Raw genomic sequence first — 25,398 nt, forward strand, 5'->3', positions numbered from 1 at the left:
TTTATTAAAAGTGTGAATTTTATAAAAATATCGCCTAATTATACAACTCTGATTGCTAAAATCTCGTTATCTTTATACTTATAATCGTGTTAAATTAAAACCAAATAAAAATGAAAAAACTAAGTTTCTATTTAATGATAATGGTATTATCATTATGTGCTGTTCCAACTACAATGATTGGTGCAGAAAAAAACCCAACCCCGAAAGAAGTTCCTGCTGAAGTACAAACGATGCTTAATCGCTTAGAAGAAATCAAAGCAATGGATAAATCTTCACTGGAATCTTCAGAGAAAAAAGAACTACGTAAAGAAGTTCGTGAAATTAAAAAAGAATTAAAAGCATCTGGAAACGGTGTGTACTTTTCTGTTGGCGCAATTATTATCATTATTCTTTTATTGATTTTATTATTGTAACAAATTAGTATCAGGTTAAAATAAAGAAAGAAGCGTATCCTACGTTTCTTTTTTTTTTGATATATATAATAAATGTGAATAGCGTTCTTTTGGCACAATTGTTGGCTAAAGCTATTCTATAAAAATACCACAAATCGAATATCAATTAAATAAAATGAAAATGAAAAATTTAAAATTATTTGCTCTAGGAGTCGTTCTACTTATAGCAGGCTCAGCAAGCGCACAAGTTTCGGTCAATGTTAATATAGGTAGCCCTCCTGCTTGGGGACCTTCAGGATATGCCGAAACAGAATATTATTTCTTACCTGATGTTCAATCCTATTACGACATTAGATCGTCCCAATTTATTTATTTTGGAAACGGTAAATGGGTTCGATCTCGATATTTACCAACACAATATAGAAACTACGATTTATATAGCGGTTATAAAGTAGTATTAAACGATTACCACGGTAGAACTCCTTACACTCATTATAAAAGCCACAAAGTAAAATATCACAAAGGATATAAAGGGAAATATCAAAAAACAATTGGCAATAAAAACAGTAGCTCTAAAAATTACAGCAACAAAGGTCATAAAGATAATGGTCACGCAAAAGGAAATAAAGACAATGGCAATAAAGGTCATGGAAACGGAAAGCATTAATTCTGCTTCAGTATATAAAAAAAGAGAAACACCCGCTATGTTTCTCTTTTTTTTTAATATTCATTAACATCTAATATAGGTTAATAAAATTATCTTGGCACAGTTCTTGGTTTTAGCCAAATAGTATTGTGCTAGCCTCTACAATATTTATACAATTACAAAAAAAATACAAGATGAAAACACTTAAACTATTAGCCGCTGGAATAATTTTACTAGTATCAACTTCAATGGAAGCACAGGTATCTGTAAATCTAAATATAGGAACTGCACCAAACTGGGGTCCTAGAGGTTATTCTCAAGTAGAATACTATTATTTGCCAGACATACAAGCCTACTACGATATTAGAGCTTCACAATTTATATATTTTGGAAGAAATCAATGGGTAAGATCTCGATATTTACCTAGACAATATAGAAACTACGATTTATATAGTGGTTATAAAGTGGTATTAAATGATTACCATGGTCGTACTCCCTACACGCATTATAAGTCACACAGAACAAAATACCACAAAGGGTACAGAGGTCAACACCAAAGCACTATAGCTCATCGCTACAACAATCATAGAGATGATGGTCACAGGTACTCAAATGATAGGAAAAACTATAATAAAGAAAGATACTCACCTAATCGAAGATATTCTGACAATCATAGAAATTCAAACGATAAAAAGTATTCTAATGATAAACATAAAAAAAATGAAAGAAATGGTCGTGATAGAGACTAACTGTAATCGTACTAATTTAAAAAACGGCAACATCATATGATGTTGCCGTTTTTTTTTGATTTCTACTTATGCTAAAGATTTATTAAATCGATATTATTTAAAAATATATTATTACTACATTTGAGCTATTTGCGAATTAAATTTTATAAAAATGCCAAACAACAAATTTCTATTCCTACTAATTCTAGTTTTTTCTTTCCAAATAGTATCAGCGCAAAAGCCTCAAAAACCTAATTCTGTTGAAATTTTCAACCAGATTCAGAAATTAAATTTCTTAGGATCTGTACTCTACATAGCTGCACATCCTGATGACGAAAATACACGCCTAATTTCTTATTTGTCTAATGAAAAAAAAGCAAGAACGGGTTATTTGTCATTAACGCGTGGTGATGGAGGTCAAAATCTAATAGGTCAGCAATTAAGAGAGTTACTGGGCGTAATAAGAACCCAAGAGCTTATTGAAGCTCGTAAAATTGATGGCGGCGAACAATTCTTTTCCCGTGCTAATGATTTTGGTTTTTCAAAAACTCCTGATGAAACACTTCAAATCTGGGATAAAAAACAAGTTTTAGCTGATGTAATTTGGGCAATTAGAAAATTTCAACCAGATGTAATTATCAACCGCTTTGACCATCGAACCGCAGGCACAACTCACGGACATCATACCGCCTCCGCTTTACTTAGTGTCGAAAGTTTTGATTTAACAAATGACGCCTCTGTTTTTCCAGAACAGTTAAAACTAGTTCAAACATGGAAACCAAAACGCCAATTTTTTAATACTTCGTGGTGGTTTTATGGAAGCCAAGCAAAATTTGATGCTGCGGATAAATCAAGATTAACAACTCTTGCAACTGGTGTCTATTATGCTAACACAGGGAAATCAAACCAAGAAATTGCAGCCCTAAGCAGAAGTAGCCATCAATCACAAGGATTTGGGGCTACAGGAGTCCGCGGTGAAGAATCAGAATATTTAGAACTAATTAATGGTGAAAAGTTAAAAAACACCACTGATATTTTTGAAGGAATTGATACCAGTTGGAATCGAATTCCAGCTGGAAGAGCTGTTGGCGAGTTGCTGAGCAAAATTGCTTTGCAATACGATTTTTCGAACCCATCAGCAAGTATCTCTGATCTCATAAAAGCGTACAAAATGATTCAGTCCATGGACGAAAATCAATGGAAAGCCTTAAAATTAGAAGAAATAAAAAATATAATTGCTGCTTGCTCTGGTTTGTATCTTGAAGCTGTTTCCGCAACGCAGGAAGCGATTCCTGGTAGCAGTTTGCAGTTAAAACTTGAGGCTATAAATAGATGTGCCACTGCTATGCGATTAGAAAGTGTAACTAGCTTACCTGAACAAAAAAACACAATATTAAATACGCCCTTAGACAACAATATTCTAAAGAACATAAAACTCGACTTGCAATTACCAATAACAATAGAGTACACACAACCATATTGGCTTAAAGACAAAGGAACTGTTGGTATGTACACTGTTGCTGATCAAAAAAACATTGGGCTTCCAGATATTATTCGAGAAGCAAAAGTTATTTTTAATATTCGAATAGATGACATAATACTGCCATTTGAGCGCGCTGTTGTTTATAAATACAATGATAAAGTAAAGGGAGAAATGTATAATTATCTTGACATTGTTCCCCAGGTTACTTCAAGTATCTTAGATCAGGCTTCCTTTTTTAATGATGGTAAGAAAAAACCAATCGCTGTAAAAGTGAAAGCAGGAAAAGATAACATTAAAGGGAATTTACAGTTAGAATTACCTACAAATTGGTCTGTTTCACCTCAATCTATTCCATTTCAATTTGAAAAAGCAGGAATGGAGCAAGTTTTTTACTTTAACGTAACGCCACCAGCAAAGCCTTCTGAAGTTGTTGCTAAAAGTATCGTCATTATCGATAATAAAAGATATGAAAAAGAACAACAAATAATAGAGTACGATCATATCACAAAACAGCAAATATTAAAAACTGCTGAAGCCAAATTCATCAAGTTAGACCTTAAGATAAACAATCAAAAAATTGGTTATATAATGGGTGCTGGAGACCAAGTCCCTGAAGGTCTTACTCAGATGGGGTATAAAGTAACTTTGATTACTCCTGAAGAAATCACTCCTGAAAAATTAGAATCTTTTGATGTAATTATGACTGGAATTCGTGCTTACAATGTCCTTCCTTCATTAGAACATAAGCAAAATATACTTTTTGATTTTGTTAAATCTGGAAAAACAATGATTGTCCAGTACAATACAGCGGACGAGTCAGTTCCTGATAATATTTCGCCTTATCCATTGAAAATTTCTCGTGATAGGGTAACCGAAGAAAATGCTGAAGTGCGCTTCTTAGCCCCAAACCATGCGGTTTTAAATTACCCGAATAAAATCACCGCTGCTGATTTTCAAGGTTGGACTCAAGAGCAAGGCTTATATTATCCAAGCGAATATGACAAAGTCTTCACTCCCATTTTATCATCAAATGATACAGGAGAAACGCCTAAAAACGGAGCCTTACTAGTTGCCCCTTACGGAAAAGGATATTACATTTATACCGGTTTAAGTTTCTTTAGGGAATTGCCCGAGGGAGTTCCGGGAGCTTACCGTCTATTGTCGAATATGATTTCGTTGAAAGCACAACTAACAGTTCCTTCACAAACCTTAAAACCTTAAAGAATCAAACATGGAACCCAAAAAAACAAAACTTTGGAAAAGGGATTACACAATGGTACTGGTAGCTAATGCTATTTATATCCTAGCTTTTTATCTAATAATGAAATTATACTCTTAAACTATGCAGTTATTCGATTGGATTGTTCTTATAGGAACCTTACTTTTTATTGTAATTTACGGTGCTTGGAAAACAAAAGGAAGTAAAAACGTTGAGGACTTTATTCTAGGTGGTAACGAAACCCCTTGGTACACTGTTGGGCTTTCTGTAATGGCAACCCAGGCCAGCGCCATCACCTTTCTATCTACTCCGGGCCAGGCTTATCACGATGGAATGGGATTTTTGCAATTTTATTTTGGATTGCCTATTGCTATGATTGTTATTTGTTTAACTTTTATTCCAATATATCACAAATACAAGGTTTACACCGCTTATGAATACCTCGAGAAACGATTTGATTTAAAAACGCGTTCGCTTGCGGCGATACTTTTTCTATTTCAACGTGGATTAGGAACTGGACTGACCATTTATGCGCCAGCAATTATACTATCAGCTATTCTGGGATGGAATCTTACGTATATGAACATTGTTATTGGTGTGCTGGTGATTGTCTATACCTTTTCTGGTGGTACGAAAGCAGTGAATGTTACCCAAAAGCAACAAATGTTCGTGATCATGTCGGGGATGTTTATTACCTTTTTTCTGATTTTACATTTCTTACCAAATGAAATGACTTTCAGTAATGCCTTGCATATCGCTGGTGCAAATGATAAAATGAATATCGTTAGTTTTTCTACAGATCCAGAAGATAAATATACTTTTTGGAGCGGAATCACAGGTGGTTTTTTCTTGGCATTAGCCTACTTTGGGACAGATCAATCGCAGGTGGGACGTTATTTATCTGGAAAATCTGTTCGTGAGAGTCAAATGGGATTAATTATGAATGGCCTTTTAAAAGTGCCTATGCAGTTCTTTATTCTATTAACTGGAGTTATGGTTTTTGTTTTTTTCCAATTCAACCCAGTACCTTTAAATTTCAATCCAAATAATAAAGTTAACGTTGATAAATCACAATATAAAGATGAATATCAGGCTTTAGAGAAGAAACTAGAGGCGCTTTCAGAAGATAAAAAAGTGATAAACTTACTCTATATAGATCAGCTTAATCAAGATTATGATAATCCAATTCTACGAAAGGAATTAGTTGCATTATCTACAAAAGAAAAAGAGCTACGAGATCATGCTAAGGAAATTATCTTAAAAGCTGATAGTAGCAGTGAAACAAATGATAAAGACTATGTGTTTTTCCACTTTATCTTAAATTACCTGCCTAAAGGACTCATCGGACTTCTATTGGCGGTAATCATGTCGGCAGCCATGTCCTCGACGGCATCTGGCCTAAATGCATTGGCTTCTACGACCGCTATTGATATTTACAAACGTAATTTAAAAGTAGAAAAATCAGATCGGCATTATCTAAATGCAACTAAGTTCTTCACGTTATTTTGGGGAATTATCGCCATCTTATTTGCCTGTATTGGTACCTTATTCGAAAATTTAATCCAGTTGGTAAATATTATTGGCTCCATTTTCTACGGAACGGTACTTGGGATTTTCTTAGTAGGGTTTTATATCAAATTCGTAAAAGCTAGGGCTATCTTTTATAGTGCATTAATCAGTCAAATTACGATTTTCATAATATACTATTATGCGATTTACATTTATCCAAGTGGCGAAGAAAAGCTAGGTTATTTATGGCTAAACTTCATAGGTGCGATGCTTACCATTGTGCTCTCTTCGTTATTGCAGTCGACTGTATTTAGAAAAGAAAAAGCTTAATATTATACTAGAATTGCTAATACAAAAACGCTCCTGATAACGATTGGGAGCGTTTTTGTATTAATAGAATTAATACTTTTTTTTTTAGCTAGTGACGTTTCTAAAATATCTACAAGGTCTAAAGCGATAACTATAAGACTGATTTTATACCAAAGAAAAATCCCGTCTGACTTTAATTGTCGAGACGGGATTTATTATAATAAAGGAGAAACTTTTTATTTACTCCACTCAGAAATACTGTCCTTATTCATTTTTACATAATCTTGATTTCCTGCAGCTTCAGAAGCAGCAAGTGATAACTTAGCTGTTTCAATAGCCGCTTTTTTATCTCCTTGTTTCGCTTCAATCAAAGACTTCAACCTCAAATAATAGAAAGGTTTGTTCTCAGTAGCTTCAAGTGCCTTATCGATATATGTTTTTGCTTTATTTACATCTAGATTAGCTAAGTAATAATATTGAGCTGAAGCAAAGTAATCTCCAGTAGATGGACCCGCCATTGTTTTATTGATACTTTCAATTGCCATTTTTTTAGTAGGTACTTCAAATTTTAAAGCAGCATATGAATTCTCCCAATAGATTTCTAAATATGCAAAATCAGTATCGATACGGCTAATTCCAATGGTAAGTGTTTCTACCGGCTTAGACAAAGCTTCTTCTTTTACAGTCGTTCTTAAGGCTACATTTTCTTCTTTAAAATCCGCTGGTGTTCCCCAATTATCAGTTGTTTTGTAGAAAATTACTTCCCAGCTTTGAATATTTGGAACGGTATATAAAGAGTACTTTCCTTTTGCCAAGGTTTTACCACCAATAACCACATCATCACTAAAAGAAATTATCGTATTTTGGTTCGCTCCAGTTCTCCAAAGTTTCCCAAAAGGAACTAAATTACCAAAAACCGCTCTTCCTCTTGCCGAAGGGCGAGAATACACAATCTCCACATCTGTAAGACCTACAACCTGATTTATGGTCGTCTTCGGGCTTGACTCTGGTGTTCTTACCTGAGCTTCAATGGTGAAATTTGCAATAATAATTGCTACTAAAATAAGAAAGTTCTTCATCTTGTTTTTTTTTTTATTTTTTTCAAATTTACAAATTACAATGCTCCTAAATGTTAATTATTTAATAAACTCAAATTTAGAATTGAGCTACTTTTTCAAAATTCAATTCGTCAAAATGGTTGATGATCACGTCTGCTTCAGTTAAGTCCTGTGATTTCGAATGAATGCTATTATAACCTACACAATAAATCCCTGCAGCTTTCGCCGCTTTAACACCGTTTGTGCTGTCTTCAATTATGATACAATTTGATTTAGGAGCAATTGATAACGATGCCGCATGCACAAATATTGCCGGATCAGGTTTCGATCTTGGAAAATCCTCGCCACTCACGATATGTGTGAAATAGTCGTGCAACTTAAAACGCCCAAAAACCCGTTCAATCGTAACCTTTGAAGCGGAAGAAGCTAAAATTAACTGCATTCCTTTTTCGTGAAACTCTTTGATTAACTTTTCTACTCCGTCTAACAATTCTAAATCTGCTTTACTATCAAAAGCGTCATTAAAAATAGTTCTCTTTCTCTGAATTAAATCTTCTACTTCTTGATCAATATTAAACATCAATTTCAAATTCTGAAAAACGTTTCGTGTTGAACTTCCCGTAAAAGAAGTAAAAAGTTCATCACTTACTTTAATATTCAATTCGTCAAAATGCTGAAAATAAGCATAACGGTGTACGGGTTCTGTATCGACTATTACACCATCCATGTCGAAAATTACTGTTTGTATCATTTGTTTTTGTTAGAAATTAGAAATTAGAGATTAGAATATAGAGAAAAGAAAATTTAGATAATCGAGAATAGAATATAGAGTTTAGATTTTTAGAAACTGATCAATAAAACTTGAACACTAATCACTCAAAACTGATCACTGATCACTTAAAACTGCTCTCTAGTCACTCTCTTTTAAGCAAATAGCGAATCACAGTCTCTGCGGCATACAAACCGAAAAGTCCAGGCATATAACTGTTTGTTCCGTAAAAAGATCTTTTATAATTAGAACCATCTGTCATTTTTAAACTGGCGTCATCTTGAATTTCAGAGCTGTAAATCACCTTTAATTTATCTATTTTCACTTCTTTTAATCGTCTTCGAATAGTTTTTGCTAAAAAGCAATTCACGGTCGTACTGATATCGGCTACCTTTACTTTTGCTGCTTCCATTTTTCCACCGGCACCCATACTCGAAATAATTTTCACTCTTTTTCTTTTGGCTGCAATGATCAAATTTAGTTTAGGCGTCACACTGTCAATACAATCTAAAATATAATCAAATTCTTCAGTCACAACCTCAAACGCACGCTCTGGCGAAAGAAATTCCTCGATTCTCGTTAGTTTCAATTCAGGATTAATATCCATTAAACGGTCTCCAACAACAGTAATTTTGGGTTGTCCCACAGTAGAATGTAAAGCTGGTAATTGTCTGTTAATATTTGTAATGTCTACTACATCTCCATCTACGATTGTCATTGTTCCCACTCCTGCTCTAGCCAAAAACTCAGCTGCAAAAGATCCTACACCTCCCAACCCCACAACCAATACATTGGCTTTTTGTAATTTTCCTAAGCCTTCTTTTTTAAATAAAAGCTCTGCGCGCTCTGTCCATTCTGCCATCTTTTTTTGTTTAAAGTTTAAAGTTCTAAAACTTCATTATTCAATTTTAAAAACGTCTACGACGTTTTTATTTATTTCTGTTTGCAATTCAGCAACTGTGATATTCTTATAATTTGCGGCTAATTCATATACTTCACTTATCGTTTCTTCTACAGTATCTGTTTCTAAGAAAAAACGATTATTTGGAATACTTTTAAAAACCGCTTCTAATTCTGTCCCAAGACTTCGGGAGCGCAATAAATACTTTCCAAAGGAAAGATAAAATCCATTATCTAATAGTTGTTTGGCTATTTGGCTATTCATTGAAAAACCGTGGACAATCATTGGAACCGAAATATTCATTTTCTTCTGAGTTTCAATTACTTCCTGAAAAGCAGCCACACAGTGTATTACCACTGGTTTATTGTATTTTTCGGCCAAAACCAATTGCTTTTCAAAAACGATTTGTTGCAATTCGAATGAAATTTGGATTCTTTTGTCTAATCCGCATTCGCCAATAGCGAGACAATTCGGTTCTTGTAATTTACTTTCGATTAGGGCCAAATCAGCTTCCACTCTATCTTCAACAATATACCAAGGATGAATCCCAATGGAATAATGCGCAATTGCAGCATCAAATTCCTGCGGATATTGATTTACTAATTCTATAATATTAGCTTGATTCGTAAATTTATGGGTATGTAAATTGAAGAATTTCATTAGTCATGGAATTTTTTAACACCTGCTTTTATCTCGACATCCAAATCATTCTCCAGCGGTACTATCGGACAAGAATATTTGTGATTGTAGGCGCAATAAGGGTTGTATGAAGTATTAAAATCAATGACTATGGTTTTTCCTTTTGGGATTTTAAAATCAATATATTTCCCGCCGATGTAACTTTCTTTACCACAAGTCAAATCTGAAAAAGGTAAAAACAAATAATCTTTATATTCCTGCTTCTCAGACAGCGCAATATTTCTATAAATATTCAGTTTGAGCTTTTTTCCTTCCAAAGTAAAATGAGCTTCTCCATATTTCACATACAGGGGCGTTCTTTCGCCAGTGGTTTTCATCTCAAAAGGCTTTTCTTTTTTGGTACGAACGAATTTAGCAGTTACAAAATATTTTTCATTTGCTGGATAAAAGTCTAAGGTTTTGAATGTAGCCAAATCTTCTTCCATCAAAGGAGATTTCTCAGGATCAGCGTATTCAGAATTGATTTGCTGCTGAAATTTGGATACGGCAGCACGGTCAAATTTTTGTTGGGCAAAGCCAAAATTCAATTGTATCAAAAAAACAAAAAGCAGACTAATTCTCATTTGAATAATTTTATGCAAAAATAGCGTAAAAGTTGTAAAGCAACAAAGTTAATTTAAAGCAAAGTAGCCTTGGTGTTTACTCGCTTCTCATCGAGGGTTCGTGTAAAAATAAATAAAGTCAATGGCACACACGTATAGCCCAAATAGCAGTGAAAATCCTTTTCCTTTTTTTCGAAAAAAAGAAAATAGTGTAATCTCGTCTTTTTAGACGAGACTGGAAGAAGCTCTTAAAAAAACATTGTAAATTTGCAGTACAGAAATTCACCTCATGCTCAAAACTGCTTTTAACCGCTACATAAATAATTACAAAGGATTTTCAAGAGAGATTTGGATTCTAACCCTTATCACTTTTATCAATCGTGCCGGTACGATGGTTTTGCCGTTTTTATCGAAATACCTAAAAGAGGATTTGAATTTCACCTACGAACAAGTGGGCTGGATCATGGTTGCTTTTGGTTTTGGATCCATGTTGGGCTCATGGCTTGGAGGTAAATTATCCGATAAAATAGGTTTCTATAAAATAATGGTTTTCAGTTTGTTAACCAGCGGATTATTATTATTTGCAGTACAATATGTACGTACATTTTGGGGATTGTGTTTTGCCATGTTATTCATTATGACCGTTGCTGATATGTTTCGCCCCGCCATGTTTGTCTCTTTGAGTACGTATGCAAAACCCGAAAATCGCACCAGAGCATTGACTTTAGTACGCTTAGCAGTAAACTTAGGATTCACTGCCGGACCCGCATTAGGAGGTTTAATCATCATGAATTTAGGATATAGCGGACTATTTTGGATAGACGGAACTTCTTGCATCGTATCCATTTTAATCTTTAGTTTACTCGTAAAAGAACGCAAAGTCCCGGCTGATTTAAAACTTGTAGATAGTAAAACCGAAATACTACCCTCAGTTTTCAAAGACAAAGTTTTCTGGGTTTTTCTATTTGTATGCTTTATAACGGCAATGCTTTTCTTCCAACTTTTTACCACTTTACCCCTGTATCACAATGAGCAATTTGGACTTAGTGAATTTCAAAGCGGACTTCTATTATCTCTAAACGGGCTACTGATTTTCTTTCTGGAAATGCCTATTGTCAGCATTAGCCAACGAAAAAACATTGATAAACTCAAGATTATCCTATGGGGAACGCTACTTATGTCCATTAGTTTCTATGTTTTAATGATCAATATATGGGCTGGGATGCTGATAGTAAGCATACTTTTTATCACTTTTGGAGAAATGTTCATCTTCCCATTCTCTAATTCTTTTGCTTTAAGCAGAGCACCAAAAGGTCACGAAGGACGCTACATGGCATTATTCACGATGAGTTTCAGCTTGGCACATATTGCGAGTTCAAAAACAGGACTTGAAATCATTGCACACTTCGGTTATCAGACGAATTGGTTTGTAATGGGAACTTTAGGAATCCTTTCGCTAGCCGGTTGTATCTGGTTGCAAAAACTAGTTCGCCTGGAACAAAATTAATCTAATAATTTTACTTTTGGCGTGACCCCATTGCGAAAAGGGGCTATATAACAATACTGTTCATTAGCCCCTTTCTGCAATGCTGTCGGGCTATGCGCGCTACTTTGGTAGCAAGCTTCTATCCCTCACGCGGACTCATTTTCATTAGAACTCTCCGTTATTAAAGTATTCTTTTAAGCATAAAAATTTGATCTTTTTACAAACAAACACCTTTAGAACTATAATAATAGTTAAATAACTATAAAAATAGTTTGTAAACTATAAATATAGTTGTAAGTTTGATCCAAATAAAGAAATCATGCAAAAGTTAACGAACAAAGAAGAAGAAATCATGCACATTTTATGGAAGTTAAAAAAAGCTTTTGTAAAGGAAGTCATGGCTGAAATTACTGAAGACCAACCCCATTACAATACGCTTTCGACCATTGTGCGGAACCTCGAGGAGAAGGAATATGTTTCACATAACGCCTTTGGGAATACGCATCAATACTACCCAATAGTAAGTATTGAAGAATATAGAAAACGTTTTATGAATACTGCTATTGATAATTATTTCAATAGTTCCTATAAAAATATGGTGTCTTTTTTTGCCAAAGAAGAGAAAATTTCGGCCAAAGAATTGCGCGAAATTTTAGCTATGATTGAAGAACCAAAAACAGAAAAATAATTTGTAAAAGCGCTTTCTTTAAAAAAATTGAATTATGGAAACACTCTATGTTTATCTGATCAAATCCAGTGGATTACTTTTGCTGTTCTTTCTAGCCTATCATTTTTTGTTGCGAAAAGAAACTTTTTTTACGAGCAATCGTTGGTTCCTTTTGGTTGGCTTAGTTAGCTCGGCATTTTTACCATTACTGGTTTTTACTAAAATAATTTGGGTAGATCCAAGCCCGAGTACGATAGACTGGTCCAATATTCCTATAACAAGGACTGTAGATAAAGATTATATAAAAGAATACTTGTACTTGGCTTTAATCGCAGCTTATTATATAGGAATCATAGGATTATTAGCAAAATTTGGTTTTGAATTTTATAGTTTAAATAGTGTATTTAAAGGCAAAGTAGTCCATAAACAAGCCGATTTTAAATTTATTGACATCAAAGAAAACCTCGCGCCTTTTTCTTTCTTTAATACCATTGTGTACAATTCGGCTTTATACAGCCCAGCGGAACTTGAAAGTATAATAGAACATGAAAAAGTCCACAGTGAACAACTTCACACCGTAGACGTATTGATTTCGCGCCTATTTTGCATATTGTTTTGGTTCAATCCTATCATTTGGCTTTACAAAAAAGCAATCCTACAAAATCTAGAATTTATTGCAGACAGCGAAGCTTCTAAAAAAACATCCGATAAAAAGGCCTACCAAATCACGCTTTTAAAAATAACAACACAAGAGAATTGTGTTGCCATCACCAATCATTTTTATCAATCATTAATCAAAAAACGAATCGTCATGTTAAACAAAAATCAATCAAACAAAAGGAATTCTTGGAAGTATGCTGCTGTGGTACCAGGATTAATTGCCTTTGTGTTATTGTTTCAAATTGAAGTAGTAGCACAAGAAAAGGTAACAGAAAAAATCATTAAAATCAGTACAAATAAACCACCTAGCACAAATGATTTAGCGCAACAGCAAAACGACAGTGCTAAAAAAATTAAAACAATCATAGTAAATACTGCCAGTAATAAAGGGATTGACGCCAATACTGAAATTTTTATTGACGGAAAAAAAGTAAGTAAAGAAGATATGGATCGCACTAATCCTGCTACAATTGCAACGATGAATGTATCTAAAAATGGTACTAAATCTACAATTTACATTGTTACAAAGGATAAAGAAACGAGCTCATCCAGTATTTTTGAAAGTAACAAACCAACAGAAGATTTGGATTTAGAAAAAACGGATCCTACAAATCTGAATGGATTGAAGGGAACCAGAGGTACTTATACCGTAAAAACGGTCTACACTACATCAGAAAAAAACTCAGCTCCCCAAAATCCCGAATACTATGTTAATGGAAAAAAAGTAAGTCCACTGGAAGCTGAAAGTTTAAGTCCAAATACGATAAGCGCAGTTGATGTACAAAAAAATGGTGTAGGTGGTAAAAATTCAATTCATATTGTAACCAAAAACTACGTAGACAACAGACAAACTATACCACAGCCTCCAACCCCGCCTACTCCGCCTACTTTTAACTTTAAAATACCAAAAATGCCTAACTTTCCAACGGCTCCTAAAGCGCCTTTGGGAGATCCTATAAATGGCGACAAAAAAGCGTGGGCGGACTTTGATAAAAAAATGGAAGCATATAGCACTAAGATGAAGGCTATGGAACCTGAAATTGCAGCTTTTGATAAAAAAATGTCCGAGTTTGATAAAAAAATGGAACCTTTCAATGCCAAAATGGAAGTTTTTGAAAAGGAGATGAAAGTGTACGAAAAGAAGATGGAAGCCTACCAATCAAAATTAAATTCGAACTAAAACAGCAAAAAAGTCGGCCATTATCATGATCGACTTTTTTTATATCTTTGAAAAAAACATATGTTTAAAATACTAGCACGAATCAACAAACTTATCTTACCCAGTTTCACTAAACAGTGCTTAGACTTGGCTAAAGCCAAAAAATGGCAGATGGTAATCATCGGTTTCCGCTATTATGTAACTACAAGAGCTTTGGGATAATTCAAATTACTTTAACCATGGGATTCCATAGAATTAAAAAAAAGCAAGTATTCCTTATTCGATTAGGTACTTGATTTATTCAATATGTACACTCTGATTGACTTTTCCGTAGTATTTTCATGTTATTGAGGTATTATAAAGGAGCTAAGGCTTCAAAACAAAATTTATTTTACAATTAATTAAAATTATTTATTTTGGAAATCACTGTATATCAAATAGCTAATTCATAGCCTTGATATTTTTTTATTTTTATTTTGATTTACACTTGCACAATACACATTTATCCCTATCTTTGCACCCGCAATCAGGTTATTAAAACCACTTGCAAATGGCCTTGTGGCGCAACTGAATAGCGCACTTGATTACGGCTCAAGAGGTTACTGGTTTGAATCCAGTCAAGGTCACTAGTTAAATCCTTAAACGCACTGTTAATCAGTAGTTTAAGGATTTTTTATTTAGTGATTTGTACGATTTCTGTATTGTTGAGGTTTATAAGTGCTTTTCTGTTGGTTTTCCTTAATAAAAAAGGTTTTCTTTTAGCTTCACATTTTACACTTCTTACACTACTAAATTTGAATTATATTGATTAATCAAAAGTCTATTCTAATCTACTTTAGAATACTACTGTAATCTATTTTAGTATGTACTCATCAATAAACTTTCAAGAGTTCCCAGCGGGAAACTTTCTGCAATTTGAATTTTAGTATTTAATCTTTTGAAACGTTTTGTTTCTTTTCCTTTATAGTGAGTTTTGAAATACTTTTTATATCGTTCTTCATAAATCTCATCTGAAAGTTGGCTGGCTTCAAATATTTTAAACAAATCCCTATTCTTTTTACTTTCTATTTGTTTTGAGTACATCAAACTTTTAAAAGCTTCTCTATGGTAAAAATATCCACTATGTAAATATAATTTCCGACAATGTTTTTTGGTTATTGGACAAACAAAATAAAAAACCTCTCCTTTGCCTAAGTTTGATGGTTTACCAATAATTTCTACTTTGTACTTGGTAGGTTCTCCATTACATTTATAATCTAGTGTAGCATACATTTCAAAACTATTATTAGTTACTGAAATACTAATACTTGAATGTTTCTCTCCGTTCCTACTCCAAGTTATTGTACCCGATTTTGTACCCAAAAAATTTAAGTAATTCCATTCTTTTAATTTTTTGATTGATAATGTTAAACAGTCCTCAACTGTTGTTGGATAATTAGCATAACGTCCCATAGAGAATAACCTAAATTATTAAAGAATAATGAACTTTAAAGATAGTGTTTTTTTGCCATAAATACCTTTATTTACTGAGGTTATCCCACATTAACTGTCTGAAAATAACACAAAAAAAAGCGTACCGTTATGGTACGCCTTTAATATTTTTAATATTTGTCTAGTTATTATTTTTTCTTAACTATCGTACCTGAAGAATAAAAAGGTGTGAAATTAATTTTATAGTCAATTATACCATCCCCTTTTAATTCTTTTGCTTTTAGGTACAGTTTATATTTTGCATTAACCTCTGATTCTTTATCTGTACAGTTGAATTTTATTTTTTTTATTTCAACATACACAAACCCAATATCTTTATTTTTTGAAAAAGAAAAAGATTTATTATTGTTCATCTCTTCTTGCTGTTTTTCGGATTCTTCCTGTTTAATTTCGGATTCACTTTTTGGAAGTTTTGATTGTTGGTATTCAAGCATTTTTATTTCTTCATCCAATTTTTCACTCTTAATTTCGGCTTCTGCTTCAGATTCAGCTTCAATATTCATTTTATGTACTTCCTTGCAAGAAGTAAAAAAACATATTGTGCAAAACAAAGAGATATTAATAATTTTAATTATTTTTTTCATTTTCTTTAATTTATAGATTGATAAGTTACAACGATTTAATATAAAAGCTAAAATGTTTATCTTACTGGACTTTTTACAAAGCAGTAGTAAAGAAACATTTTTATACAACTATCTACAATACCCACTTTTAGTGATATTTAAAAACAAAAAAAGCGAACTATAACGGAACGCCTTTCTTGAATGAAGTTGTTGTTTTTTTTAGAAATTATTACCTAAAGCTTTATAATAATCTAAAGTATTTTTAATCGATCCCAATTTCTTCTTAGAGATTATCATATAGTCTACATAATTATCACCAATTAGTTTTACTTTAACGCTTTTTGCATTTGACAAAGCAACTAATATTTTTTTGTTGTTTTCATCTAAAGGGTCATCATACCATTCCGTAATTCCTGATTCATCATTATCTCTTTTTAAATTTGACGGAACATATTCAAAAGCTACTCCATCTATTAAAAATTGACATTTGTTTATAAATAACCAACTATCAGCATGATATTGAAATACAAACCTTAAGTTATTTGATGAAAAATAGCAATAAATACCATTCATATTTCTATATTTAGCAGATTCAATTGGTGTAATCCAAGTAGTTTTATCTTCACTAAACTCATCTGTTTTTTGTCTAAACAATGGCTTTAATTTTTTTATCACTGCACTATCAATAGTTGAATTTTCCCCTTTGTAAGTTTCCCCTACAACACTTGTGTCAACAACAATCTCTTCAAATTCAATTTGTTCTACCTGATTTTGTTTACAAGAACTTAGGCATAATACAATAGACGCAAAAAATATTATTTTTTTCATATTCATAAAAGTTAAATTAGCAATCTTCAAATCTAATTTATTGAATATTATTTACCTTACGGTTTCCCGTAAACAAACGTGCTTGTTTAAAAATCCAAATAATAATCTGCTAAATCATAACCGTTTTCAAACTCGGTTTGTTCCAATAAGTCACTAACTGAAATTTTAAATCCTACTGCATTTAATTCAATAGATTTATTTAACCAATTGTTATACTCTCCCTTATCAGGAAATGAAACGATATTTCTTTTTTTGATAGGTTTAAGCATCTCAAATTTAAAATTTCCTTTGCTCCCTGATGCAAGCCAAATATAGTGAGGTAACAAAATACTCATTACGATGGCTGTTTTTTCACTTTCTACAATTGCAATCGTTTTTTTATAGTCTTCATTAATTCGATGCAAGCCAAACAAACATTGATTTAAACTAAAATCAGGCTCGTTTACCGCTTTATGTAGCCAATTAATGTGATTGTAAGGCTCTTTTACTCTTTTGCCTGTAAACCTATCGTATTGCATTATTTTTCCAGCGTGAATTTTTTCTTTGTCATCAATTTGCCAAAAAACAGTTGAGTAAAACCAGCAAATATTTGTACCTGTAATGAAATAATTTTGAGTTGCTTTGAAAACGTCATCTTCTGAAAATCTCGTCTTTAAATATTCAGACAAATGATCTGTTTGTTTATCGTTATACATTTTATCTAATAATTCCAAAGAATGTGAACCTGACTTTATTTGTTGAGGTTTAACCGCTTCTTTTAACTCATTTACTAAAGTTGAAATATTTGAATAGAAGTATTTAAACTCATTTGTTACATAAGGAATGATACTGTTTTTTAAAAACCATTCCGAAATATAACAATCACTTTTTGTTTGCTCCAATATCTGTGATTTTGGAACAATAGTAATAATTCCAAACTCATCTGTTAAACTAATAGCCTTGTCTGAAATATCTCTTAACGATAAGACTTTTATTAAATAGCCTTTTTTGCCCTTTGGCGGTGCTTTATGATAATTACAATTTTGTTCTCTGTCGCATCTTCCAAACTCATCATTTAAGTAACTACTTGTTTCATTATCCACATACTTAACAAATGTTTTCTTGTCACAATTAGGACAAAGAAACTTCTTAGTTCCCTTGTCCAATGTATATTTAAAAGCTTCCATTACAAAATAGTACTTGCAGTAGTTAAATAAACTACATTACCCACGTTTAAACGCTTTACAAATATTTTATAATGTCCTAGTCGTTTAATGAAATTTGACTTTCCTACGGGCTTATATCCGTCCTCAATACAAAAGTTTTTATACTGTGGGTACAAATCAGAAATTAAAATATAATCGTCTGTTGCCTTAATAAATCCATTCTCACTTATAAATAATTGTACGCTATCACTTTGCCTTTCATAGTCGATTCGAGCGTTGTCAATAGCTTCACATTTACTGAAATTTTTCTGCTCGAGTACTCTGTCTAAACCTTTCAAAATCCAATTGAAAACCCCTGATAATTCGTGATCTATTATTTTAATAGGTAGTTGTTTATCTTGCCTCTCTTCAGGAATAGTGACATCAAAATTAATAATCATAAACCGTCTAAAATAAGCGTTCGTATGCTCTACGTCCTTTGGTAGTTCGTTACAATTGAAAATTAATTTCGCATACTCATTCAAAACAAAAGGCTCTCCATAGGGCAAACGTGCTTCAATTGGTTCTCCTGACGCCATTTGTTTGAAAATATCTGTTTCTAACTTGCCATTTATCTCACTTGCATAGTTTACCAGCTTATTACCTATTTTAGCACGAAAATAACCGTTATCATTCGTTAGACTTTGTAATGAATAGTTACTGATGTTTTCAGTACCTAAAAGGGCGTTTAATATCTCAAAAAATACACTTTTACCATTTGCACCACTTCCAAAAAGAATAAGCATCTTTTCAAGTTTTAAAACGCTTGGTTTAATGAATATGTAACCACAATACTCAGCAAATACTTTTTGTTTGTCTTTATCAGGTAAAACCTCATCTAAATACTTCTGAAATAATGATGCAGTCGCTTCAGGTTCATACTCAAAAGGTAATTGGTGCGTTATAAAATCATTCCTATCAAAATTGCGTAATCGTCTATTTGTGGCGGTTATCTCGTAAGTACCATTTAAACAATTTATTAAAACACAATCCTTTTTAGGTTTAGGCGTTGGCAAATAAGCATCTGACATAAACTGTTTGAAAAGATCTTCTTTGAACGTGTGAATTTTACCTTTGAATTTCTCAACTCCCATTTGTAAAGCTACGTTTCCTAAAAAGAATTGAAAGCGTTCTTTGTCTATTTCAGTCCAATAGCAACCATTAAATAAATAAATGAAGTTGTTTTTTTTACACAAACCCCATTTGTTTACTTCAGCAATTTTTAAAAGTTGCTCAATACAAATAATTAAATAATGATTCTTAGTCAATTTACATTTGTTTAGCTCTTTGCCTGTATCTTGCCAATCTTTAAAAGCTCGTTTGTACTCTACACTTTCTTTATCGCTGTAAATTGGTTCAACTTTATTTTCAATATTGCCAAATATCTCAATTTTCAATTGTGCAAATTTCCTTTGAAGTTCTTCACTCTCAGGAAAAGCCAAAACCATAAAATTAATTTTTCCTATACTTTTAATCAGTTCGTTTAAAATATCGTCTGTTGTTTTAAGAATAGGCTCAATACTATTTTCCAGCTTTACAATTTCGTTTGTAATTAGCTCTTTTACGTTTTGTTTGTCCATAGCCTAAAATAAATTTAATTGGTTCGACTTAGGTAGTAAAAAAGCATCATTCCAATTGTTTGGATTTGTTGACAAGAACTGTACGTTTCTTGAATTGGTTACTGGACAATTACTCAAACCAACTACCTTTAAAAGCTTCTTTTTTTCATAATAAGCTTTACATTCGCAAAGGTATTTTTGAGGTATTGAAGTATGCTTTGTGACATCTGCACAAGTAGTTACATTGGTAAAAAGAAAAGTATAAAAACGTTTTCTATATTCGTCTCTAAATACATTTTTCAAATAAGGCAAGCCAAAACTTCTGCAAACTTTGATTTGTTCAAGTGGTTCTATGTATTTCGATTGACTAACATACTGTTTTAATTGATTTAATTTTTCGTTATATTTGCCTTGTCCGTTTCCGTTCGGGTTTAGGCTATTTGTATTTATACTCATAGCCTATTTTTTTAAAGCAATTAACGATTGCATTATTTCACTTCTTTTATAGTAGCATTTATTAGCAAACTTATAGACTGTAATACGTCCTTTGTTTTGCCAATGCCATAAAGTTGAAGCGTTAATTTGTAGTAGTTCCAAAAGTTGCTCCCTACTTAGTAGGTCATCATTTTCAGATTGAGTAATTAACTCTTTTTTAAAGTCTTCTAATTCTTTTTTGAAGACTGTTGTTATAAGTTCCGTAAACTGTTCGGGACTTACATTTTGAAGTAAGATTGAATTTGTCATTTTGCTAAATCGTTTAATTTAATTAGCAAAATTGGGTTGATTTTCAATGTTTTACAGGCACGTTTATATGCTTAAATTGTGCTTTTTTCGTGCTTTTTTTGTAACGGTTCTTTAATTGAGTTGTAAAGCTTTGCTTTTTTATTTTTTTGCCACTCCAAATGCCTATTATCAATTTTACCAATACTTATATCGTATATTTCGGATTCTAAAAACCTAACGAACTCCGCTTGGCTACAAACTAGAAAATCCTTTTCCATAGCAAAAAATAGAAAACTAAAATTTGCAAGGTGTGTACGTTCTGTTTTATAAAGTTCAAACATTTTTGTAAATAAAGTAAAACCAATGTCACTTTTAAAGATTTTAATATCTTGATTATTCAGTAAACTTTCATCAGGTTCATTGGTTTCGGGTTGTTCAATTTGTACATTTAAATCTGTTTGTGTTTTAATTTTATTTACATTTAATTCTTTTCTTTTTTTCTTTAAAAATTTAATAATCAATCTGAATGAGTTCTTTAAATTATGTCCTTTAAAAATAAATTCGTCAAAAGTCAGGTTTTTAAATAAATTAATCACATTCATTACATCGGGTCTTGCTTCTTCTATTATCACATAACCTTTATCATTTTCTTCGCTTTGATGAAAAAAAGAATCTATTGCTCCCTCTTTAAAGTACAAATTATTATAATCAAAATCCGCAATATTAATTATAGCAAATTTGTGTTTTTCATTCATCATATCATCAGGAACACAACCTATAAATTCAATAAGACTAATGTAAAATTTATAGTGACTTATATCTTCTAAAATAAAGTGATTAACATCGTAATCAATATGAATTTTAAGATGTTCCAAAAGTCTGCTCTCATAAATTGATTCATATTCTTTTAAAGTAAAAACAATGGGCTGGTAGATTCCTTTTAAAGTAATGTTTCCATTATTTACCAAAGAAGATTTTTTATAATCTTGTGTAGGTATTTCGAATTTAATTTCACTTAAATCTTTTAAGATTTTTAAATCTTTAAAATTAATTGAGTTTTTTAAATCAGTTTTCACATCTTCAAAATGTGTTTTCAAAGGACTTTTATAAATATCAATAGTTAAAACATCATTGAGATTATAAACACAATTATCAAATAATGAAATACAATAATCTTTAATATCATTTGCTTTTTGAAATTGCTTATTTCTTGAGTAATGTTTAACTATTTCATCATAAAATTTAATTGATTTTAGACTTTGTAAAACCTTATTTTCTTGTATGTGTATAGATGTAATAAAACTTAGGTTATTTGTTTTTTCATAACCACTTACTGCTTTGTATAACCCAATTAAATCTTGTGCCAAAAAGAGCAAATATTTATTATAAGCACTTAATTTGTCTTGTGTTTCAGCATCATAACTTTTATTAGCTAAAAGATTTCTATCTATATTCGTAAGCCATTCATTAAAATTATTACCTAAATAAATATTATTAGGTGTTCCGTCTTCATTCCGTTTAATCATTACCTCATCAAAATGACTTTCGTTGTATGATTTTAAGTAAATATCTATCTCGTTATCTTGTTGAGGTTGTTCAGGTATTACTGTTTTTAAAATGTCATTATACCAATTCATAAACAAAGCCTTTAAATGCTCGTTTTCAATCCGTAAAATACCAAACCCATACATAATGGCTTTTTTAGTAAAATCCAGCCAATTTAAGCTATTGTTCGGGGTGTACTCATTGTACAAATCATATTGACTTTGGATATATTTTATAAATTCAGATTCATTCGTAATGGTTCTTAATTTACTATAAAAATGTAATCCGTTTGCGTGTAACAAACTATTGACTGCCTTTACAAAATCTTCCTTTGTTTCAAAGTCATTTTCAAGATTCTTGTAAGCATTTTGAATTTTAACTTTATGAATATCACTATAATAAAATAGTCCTTTATCAAAAACCATTTCGTTAAAAACCTCATCTTTTTCGATTTCTGAAATTTTTTGAGATACTTGTATTGTGGGTTTGATAATAGTATCTAAACTTTTTTTACTTTTTTTAAGGTATTTAATTGTTTTTGATGAAATATTTGTTCCGTGTTTATAATCTAAATCTATAAGAGATTCAATCCTTTTGTCATATATTTCCTTTCTCGTTTCAATAGGTAATGCTTTAATATTTTCTTTAAAATCTATATCAGAATTTCTTAATGTAATTTCTTTTACAAAATTTAGATTATGATAAATAACCCTGTCTTTTATTTCAAAATAAAAAAAAGGCTGGTTATAATTACTAGGATTGATATTAGCTATAAATATTTGAAAACGAGCTTCTAAAGAATAAAAAATTGCTTTAATAATTTTCCAATCACTATCTGAATATACTTTGTTAAATCGATTTTTTAATGCTTCAAATTTCTTATCAGTATCTATTAAGTAACTTTCTTTTTTTATGTAGTTAATAGCTTCATTCAATAATTTTTCATCTGTTATGTAAGACGTATATTCACAAAAATTGACAAGTCTTGTTAGTGGCTCTAATTCTAAACCTGCATCATTTGTTCTTGGTTTTGTATAGCTTTGTAGAATGTTATTAAGTTCATTATTTGTCCAAATTTTATCTCTATTGTCAATGTCTATTTGTTCAAAATTATCAACTTTTGTTTTATCTTGTTTCATAATGAAATTTATTCAAGCTTCTGAAAAATTAATTCTAAAGTTTACGTTTCAGGTTATAACTCATTTTATATGGGTCTTTTTTCAAAAGAAAAACGCAACTTATTAATAGGGTGCATCGGTTTTTTGGTTTTTAGTTCCAAAATGTTTTGGCTTTTTAAGCGCTTCTTTCTGACAACCTAATAAAGCACATAAATCAAGCAATTCAAATGTAAGTAAATTACATAGATTAAAAATAAATATAAAACTAAAAGGCTTTTATTTAATTTAATTATCTATTGTTAGATACTGTTTTTATTGCCACTCTATTATATTTGTGTTTTGTATTCATTTTGTTGTCTATCTTTTAATTATTGAGTTGACTTCACTTTTTATTAATCAATGATTTTACAAAATCTTGTAATATTTGTAATTGTATATTTTTGCTATATTATGTAAAAGGTGTAAAGTATGCACCTAAAATAAAACATTTATTTTTACAAATTAAAAATAGTTAGCTATTTCTATTGCCAAATCTTTATTGCTTTTCCCTAAATAATTTAAAAACATTGCTTCGGTGCTATGCCCTGTTACATTCATTAAATAAGTTGTAGGTATCGTACCGTAAAAATTAGTAGCAAATGAACGTCTTCCAATATGTGAGGTTATTAATTCCCATTTAGGAAACATTCCTGATTCTTTACGATATTGTTTCACATCGTCTTTTTTACTTTTCTTTTCTTCTACGTCTTTATTCAAATCATTCAACTTACTACCTTTTATTTTTTGGTCAATTTCAGCAATTCTACAAACCTGCTTAATGAATAAATTATATTTAGGGTCCGAAATTACCTTTGGAAAATTACCGTTTCTTTTATCGAGTATTTCAATAACTTTTGGATGAAGTGCAACGGTCATAATTTTATCAGTCTTAACTTGTGTAAATTCGATATATGGTTTTAAAACTCCTTGTTTGTTTTTTTCATAACGTATCATTTCTTTTTTGAAACGCATAAAATCAGAAATTCTCTGTCCCGTATAACACGAAATAATTAACCAATCTTTTGCATTATCATAGTTATCATTTAAACGCCTTTTATCAATTTCTTCTATCTTTTGAAGTTCATCAAAAGTTAAATATATTTTTTCAGTTTTATAATTTGGCGTTTTAATAGTATCTAATTGATGGCTTGTGGTAATACCGTTATGTTTGGCGTGATTACAAACCGTTTTTAAAGTTCGTAAGTCCTTTGAAATTGTATTTGGTGCGTAATTGTGCTTTAAACAGTATTTTTCAAAATCTAGTTTAAATTTTTCGTTTACATCAATTATTTGAATAACTGTTTTTTTATCCGATTCATAACGCTCCAATAAGTGCTTTGATACATTGTACTTTTTTAAAGTTCCTACTGTAATTTCATTCTTTTTGCACTCAATAAAATAATCAAAGTATTTTAATAATCCTTTTGGTAGTGGCTCTTCCTCTTGTGGTGGATTGTAGTAATGATCAATTTGAGTTTGTAACCATTCTTTTGAGATAGTATCAGGACTTACAAAGTTGAACGCATTTAAAACGTGATTTTCAATTTTATTAAGTTCTGCATCAACTTCGTTTTGTTTTGCTTTAAGATCTTGAATTTTATTAGATTCAATAACATCACTAGTCTTTTTAAATTTCCTTTGTTTATGCTCTTTGCTCCAATAGTCTTTTGTAGTTTCAAACTTTGTATTTGCTCCAAAAACAAAATTATTACCATTGAAACTGTAAAGCAATCGTAATTGCAAATTTGCTTTGTCTTTTGTTGAACGGTATAAAAAATTAACTGTTGCCATCGTATTGCTGTTTTTTAACAATACAAAAATAATAAATTTGTACGATAGTCGTACGATTAAACACAATTAGTTGCATTTTAAAACAATCAATTAAATAAAACTACATTATTAAAAAACTCTGTAAGTATTGTATTTATTGATATATTTGCAATAATTAGAATGCAAATGATTTAAAGCGATTGTAATGATTGTAGTTCAGTCAAGGTCACAAAACCCCAACAGATGTTGGGGTTTTTTTATGCTTTAAGGCTAAAAAAATCAATAAAATCAGGGATCAACACGAAAACCTGTGGAGCAGCAAAAATTAAGCATATATATTAGTTAGTCGAA

General features: G+C 31.4%; 23 protein-coding genes and 1 tRNA gene. 10 read left to right on the top strand and 14 right to left on the bottom strand.

Going from position 1 to position 25,398, the window contains the following annotated elements:
* Nucleotides 1-110: 110 nt before the first annotated feature.
* The 5 genes from FQU23_RS15175 to FQU23_RS15195 all read left to right on the top strand — a co-directional run bounded on the left by FQU23_RS15175 (nucleotide 111) and on the right by FQU23_RS15195 (nucleotide 6,307).
* Nucleotides 111-413: a hypothetical protein gene (locus FQU23_RS15175; protein ID WP_132112060.1), complete on the top strand. Its 303-nt coding sequence runs from the start codon at nucleotides 111-113 to the stop codon at nucleotides 411-413.
* A 160-nt stretch (nucleotides 414-573) separates the two neighbouring features.
* Nucleotides 574-1,059 carry a hypothetical protein gene (locus FQU23_RS15180; protein ID WP_147674584.1) on the top strand — a complete coding sequence of 162 codons (486 nt, stop codon included), beginning with the start codon at nucleotides 574-576 and terminating at the stop codon, nucleotides 1,057-1,059.
* Between the two features lie 173 nt (nucleotides 1,060-1,232).
* Nucleotides 1,233-1,787: a hypothetical protein gene (locus FQU23_RS15185; protein WP_147674585.1), complete on the top strand. Its 555-nt coding sequence runs from the start codon at nucleotides 1,233-1,235 to the stop codon at nucleotides 1,785-1,787.
* A 151-nt stretch (nucleotides 1,788-1,938) separates the two neighbouring features.
* Complete coding sequence (locus FQU23_RS15190; protein WP_147674586.1) at nucleotides 1,939-4,470, top strand: PIG-L family deacetylase; 2,532 nt, start codon at nucleotides 1,939-1,941, stop codon at nucleotides 4,468-4,470.
* A 121-nt stretch (nucleotides 4,471-4,591) separates the two neighbouring features.
* Entirely contained in the window at nucleotides 4,592-6,307 is a 1,716-nt protein-coding gene (locus FQU23_RS15195; RefSeq protein ID WP_147674587.1) for a sodium:solute symporter, read from the top strand.
* 215 nt (nucleotides 6,308-6,522) lie between these two features.
* Here FQU23_RS15195 and FQU23_RS15200 read toward each other — a convergent pair whose 3' ends face one another.
* The 5 genes from FQU23_RS15200 to FQU23_RS15220 form a co-directional block, all read right to left on the bottom strand.
* Nucleotides 6,523-7,365 carry a DUF2911 domain-containing protein gene (locus FQU23_RS15200; protein WP_147674588.1) on the bottom strand — a complete coding sequence of 281 codons (843 nt, stop codon included), beginning with the start codon at nucleotides 7,363-7,365 and terminating at the stop codon, nucleotides 6,523-6,525.
* A gap of 76 nt (nucleotides 7,366-7,441) precedes the next feature.
* Nucleotides 7,442-8,095, bottom strand: coding sequence for an HAD family hydrolase (locus FQU23_RS15205; RefSeq protein WP_147674589.1), 654 nt, complete (start codon nucleotides 8,093-8,095; stop codon nucleotides 7,442-7,444).
* A 163-nt stretch (nucleotides 8,096-8,258) separates the two neighbouring features.
* Nucleotides 8,259-8,975 carry a ThiF family adenylyltransferase gene (locus FQU23_RS15210; RefSeq protein WP_147674590.1) on the bottom strand — a complete coding sequence of 239 codons (717 nt, stop codon included), beginning with the start codon at nucleotides 8,973-8,975 and terminating at the stop codon, nucleotides 8,259-8,261.
* Between the two features lie 36 nt (nucleotides 8,976-9,011).
* A complete protein-coding gene (locus FQU23_RS15215; RefSeq protein WP_147674591.1) occupies nucleotides 9,012-9,674 on the bottom strand; it encodes a TatD family hydrolase in 663 nt (220 codons plus the stop codon).
* Nucleotides 9,674-10,276, bottom strand: a complete 603-nt coding sequence (locus FQU23_RS15220; protein ID WP_147674592.1) for a DUF1684 domain-containing protein — start codon at nucleotides 10,274-10,276, stop codon at nucleotides 9,674-9,676. The genes FQU23_RS15215 and FQU23_RS15220 overlap by 1 nt, the downstream gene beginning before the upstream one ends.
* A 268-nt stretch (nucleotides 10,277-10,544) precedes the next feature.
* On the opposite strand from FQU23_RS15220, the gene FQU23_RS15225 reads away from it, so the two are divergent.
* The 5 genes from FQU23_RS15225 to FQU23_RS15245 all read left to right on the top strand — a co-directional run bounded on the left by FQU23_RS15225 (nucleotide 10,545) and on the right by FQU23_RS15245 (nucleotide 14,853).
* Entirely contained in the window at nucleotides 10,545-11,762 is a 1,218-nt protein-coding gene (locus tag FQU23_RS15225) for an MDR family MFS transporter (protein ID WP_147674593.1), read from the top strand.
* A 298-nt stretch (nucleotides 11,763-12,060) separates the two neighbouring features.
* A complete protein-coding gene (locus FQU23_RS15230) occupies nucleotides 12,061-12,429 on the top strand; it encodes a BlaI/MecI/CopY family transcriptional regulator (RefSeq protein WP_147674594.1) in 369 nt (122 codons plus the stop codon).
* 34 nt (nucleotides 12,430-12,463) lie between these two features.
* On the top strand, nucleotides 12,464-14,248 hold the full coding sequence (locus FQU23_RS15235) for a M56 family metallopeptidase (RefSeq protein WP_147674595.1): 1,785 nt from the start codon (nucleotides 12,464-12,466) through the stop codon (nucleotides 14,246-14,248).
* 60 nt (nucleotides 14,249-14,308) lie between these two features.
* Complete coding sequence (locus FQU23_RS16270; RefSeq protein WP_147674596.1) at nucleotides 14,309-14,449, top strand: SsrA-binding protein; 141 nt, start codon at nucleotides 14,309-14,311, stop codon at nucleotides 14,447-14,449.
* Between the two features lie 330 nt (nucleotides 14,450-14,779).
* A tRNA-Arg gene (locus FQU23_RS15245) sits at nucleotides 14,780-14,853 on the top strand.
* A gap of 232 nt (nucleotides 14,854-15,085) precedes the next feature.
* Here the strand turns inward: FQU23_RS15245 and FQU23_RS15250 are convergent.
* The 9 genes from FQU23_RS15250 to FQU23_RS15290 all read right to left on the bottom strand — a co-directional run bounded on the left by FQU23_RS15250 (nucleotide 15,086) and on the right by FQU23_RS15290 (nucleotide 25,068).
* On the bottom strand, nucleotides 15,086-15,679 hold the full coding sequence (locus tag FQU23_RS15250; protein WP_165425780.1) for a hypothetical protein: 594 nt from the start codon (nucleotides 15,677-15,679) through the stop codon (nucleotides 15,086-15,088).
* A 167-nt stretch (nucleotides 15,680-15,846) separates the two neighbouring features.
* Nucleotides 15,847-16,302, bottom strand: a complete 456-nt coding sequence (locus tag FQU23_RS15255) for a hypothetical protein (RefSeq protein ID WP_147674598.1) — start codon at nucleotides 16,300-16,302, stop codon at nucleotides 15,847-15,849.
* A gap of 198 nt (nucleotides 16,303-16,500) precedes the next feature.
* Nucleotides 16,501-17,109 carry a membrane lipoprotein lipid attachment site-containing protein gene (locus FQU23_RS15260; RefSeq protein WP_147674599.1) on the bottom strand — a complete coding sequence of 203 codons (609 nt, stop codon included), beginning with the start codon at nucleotides 17,107-17,109 and terminating at the stop codon, nucleotides 16,501-16,503.
* A gap of 86 nt (nucleotides 17,110-17,195) precedes the next feature.
* Nucleotides 17,196-18,275, bottom strand: coding sequence for a DUF6371 domain-containing protein (locus FQU23_RS15265; RefSeq protein ID WP_147674600.1), 1,080 nt, complete (start codon nucleotides 18,273-18,275; stop codon nucleotides 17,196-17,198).
* On the bottom strand, nucleotides 18,275-19,873 hold the full coding sequence (locus FQU23_RS15270; RefSeq protein WP_147674601.1) for a phage/plasmid primase, P4 family: 1,599 nt from the start codon (nucleotides 19,871-19,873) through the stop codon (nucleotides 18,275-18,277). Before FQU23_RS15270 ends, FQU23_RS15265 begins: the two co-directional genes overlap by 1 nt.
* Before the next feature lie 3 nt (nucleotides 19,874-19,876).
* Complete coding sequence (locus FQU23_RS15275; RefSeq protein WP_147674602.1) at nucleotides 19,877-20,308, bottom strand: hypothetical protein; 432 nt, start codon at nucleotides 20,306-20,308, stop codon at nucleotides 19,877-19,879.
* Nucleotides 20,309-20,311: 3 nt separating this feature from the next.
* Nucleotides 20,312-20,596 (bottom strand): helix-turn-helix domain-containing protein, encoded by a 285-nt coding sequence (locus tag FQU23_RS15280; RefSeq protein ID WP_147674603.1) that lies wholly within the window; start codon nucleotides 20,594-20,596, stop codon nucleotides 20,312-20,314.
* 71 nt (nucleotides 20,597-20,667) lie between these two features.
* Nucleotides 20,668-23,259 (bottom strand): hypothetical protein, encoded by a 2,592-nt coding sequence (locus FQU23_RS15285; RefSeq protein WP_147674604.1) that lies wholly within the window; start codon nucleotides 23,257-23,259, stop codon nucleotides 20,668-20,670.
* A gap of 480 nt (nucleotides 23,260-23,739) precedes the next feature.
* Entirely contained in the window at nucleotides 23,740-25,068 is a 1,329-nt protein-coding gene (locus FQU23_RS15290; RefSeq protein ID WP_147674605.1) for a site-specific integrase, read from the bottom strand.
* Nucleotides 25,069-25,398 lie beyond the last annotated feature (330 nt).

The sequence above is a fragment of the Flavobacterium sp. XN-5 genome (genome assembly GCF_008033395.2).
Taxonomy (GTDB): domain Bacteria; phylum Bacteroidota; class Bacteroidia; order Flavobacteriales; family Flavobacteriaceae; genus Flavobacterium; species Flavobacterium hiemivividum.

Coding starts and splice junctions, on each gene's coding strand:
- FQU23_RS15195 (WP_147674587.1), top strand. CDS start 4,592: ATGCAGTTATTCGATTGGATTGTTCTTATAGGAACCTTACTTTTTATT.
- FQU23_RS15220 (WP_147674592.1), bottom strand. CDS start 10,276: ATGAGAATTAGTCTGCTTTTTGTTTTTTTGATACAATTGAATTTTGGC.
- FQU23_RS15215 (WP_147674591.1), bottom strand. CDS start 9,674: ATGAAATTCTTCAATTTACATACCCATAAATTTACGAATCAAGCTAAT.
- FQU23_RS15280 (WP_147674603.1), bottom strand. CDS start 20,596: ATGACAAATTCAATCTTACTTCAAAATGTAAGTCCCGAACAGTTTACG.
- FQU23_RS15275 (WP_147674602.1), bottom strand. CDS start 20,308: ATGAGTATAAATACAAATAGCCTAAACCCGAACGGAAACGGACAAGGC.
- FQU23_RS15285 (WP_147674604.1), bottom strand. CDS start 23,259: ATGAAACAAGATAAAACAAAAGTTGATAATTTTGAACAAATAGACATT.
- FQU23_RS15225 (WP_147674593.1), top strand. CDS start 10,545: ATGCTCAAAACTGCTTTTAACCGCTACATAAATAATTACAAAGGATTT.
- FQU23_RS15200 (WP_147674588.1), bottom strand. CDS start 7,365: ATGAAGAACTTTCTTATTTTAGTAGCAATTATTATTGCAAATTTCACC.
- FQU23_RS15260 (WP_147674599.1), bottom strand. CDS start 17,109: ATGAAAAAAATAATATTTTTTGCGTCTATTGTATTATGCCTAAGTTCT.
- FQU23_RS15265 (WP_147674600.1), bottom strand. CDS start 18,275: ATGGAAGCTTTTAAATATACATTGGACAAGGGAACTAAGAAGTTTCTT.
- FQU23_RS15250 (WP_165425780.1), bottom strand. CDS start 15,679: ATGGGACGTTATGCTAATTATCCAACAACAGTTGAGGACTGTTTAACA.
- FQU23_RS15270 (WP_147674601.1), bottom strand. CDS start 19,873: ATGGACAAACAAAACGTAAAAGAGCTAATTACAAACGAAATTGTAAAG.
- FQU23_RS15255 (WP_147674598.1), bottom strand. CDS start 16,302: ATGAAAAAAATAATTAAAATTATTAATATCTCTTTGTTTTGCACAATA.
- FQU23_RS15180 (WP_147674584.1), top strand. CDS start 574: ATGAAAAATTTAAAATTATTTGCTCTAGGAGTCGTTCTACTTATAGCA.
- FQU23_RS16270 (WP_147674596.1), top strand. CDS start 14,309: ATGTTTAAAATACTAGCACGAATCAACAAACTTATCTTACCCAGTTTC.
- FQU23_RS15290 (WP_147674605.1), bottom strand. CDS start 25,068: ATGGCAACAGTTAATTTTTTATACCGTTCAACAAAAGACAAAGCAAAT.
- FQU23_RS15185 (WP_147674585.1), top strand. CDS start 1,233: ATGAAAACACTTAAACTATTAGCCGCTGGAATAATTTTACTAGTATCA.
- FQU23_RS15205 (WP_147674589.1), bottom strand. CDS start 8,095: ATGATACAAACAGTAATTTTCGACATGGATGGTGTAATAGTCGATACA.
- FQU23_RS15190 (WP_147674586.1), top strand. CDS start 1,939: ATGCCAAACAACAAATTTCTATTCCTACTAATTCTAGTTTTTTCTTTC.
- FQU23_RS15210 (WP_147674590.1), bottom strand. CDS start 8,975: ATGGCAGAATGGACAGAGCGCGCAGAGCTTTTATTTAAAAAAGAAGGC.
- FQU23_RS15235 (WP_147674595.1), top strand. CDS start 12,464: ATGGAAACACTCTATGTTTATCTGATCAAATCCAGTGGATTACTTTTG.
- FQU23_RS15175 (WP_132112060.1), top strand. CDS start 111: ATGAAAAAACTAAGTTTCTATTTAATGATAATGGTATTATCATTATGT.
- FQU23_RS15230 (WP_147674594.1), top strand. CDS start 12,061: ATGCAAAAGTTAACGAACAAAGAAGAAGAAATCATGCACATTTTATGG.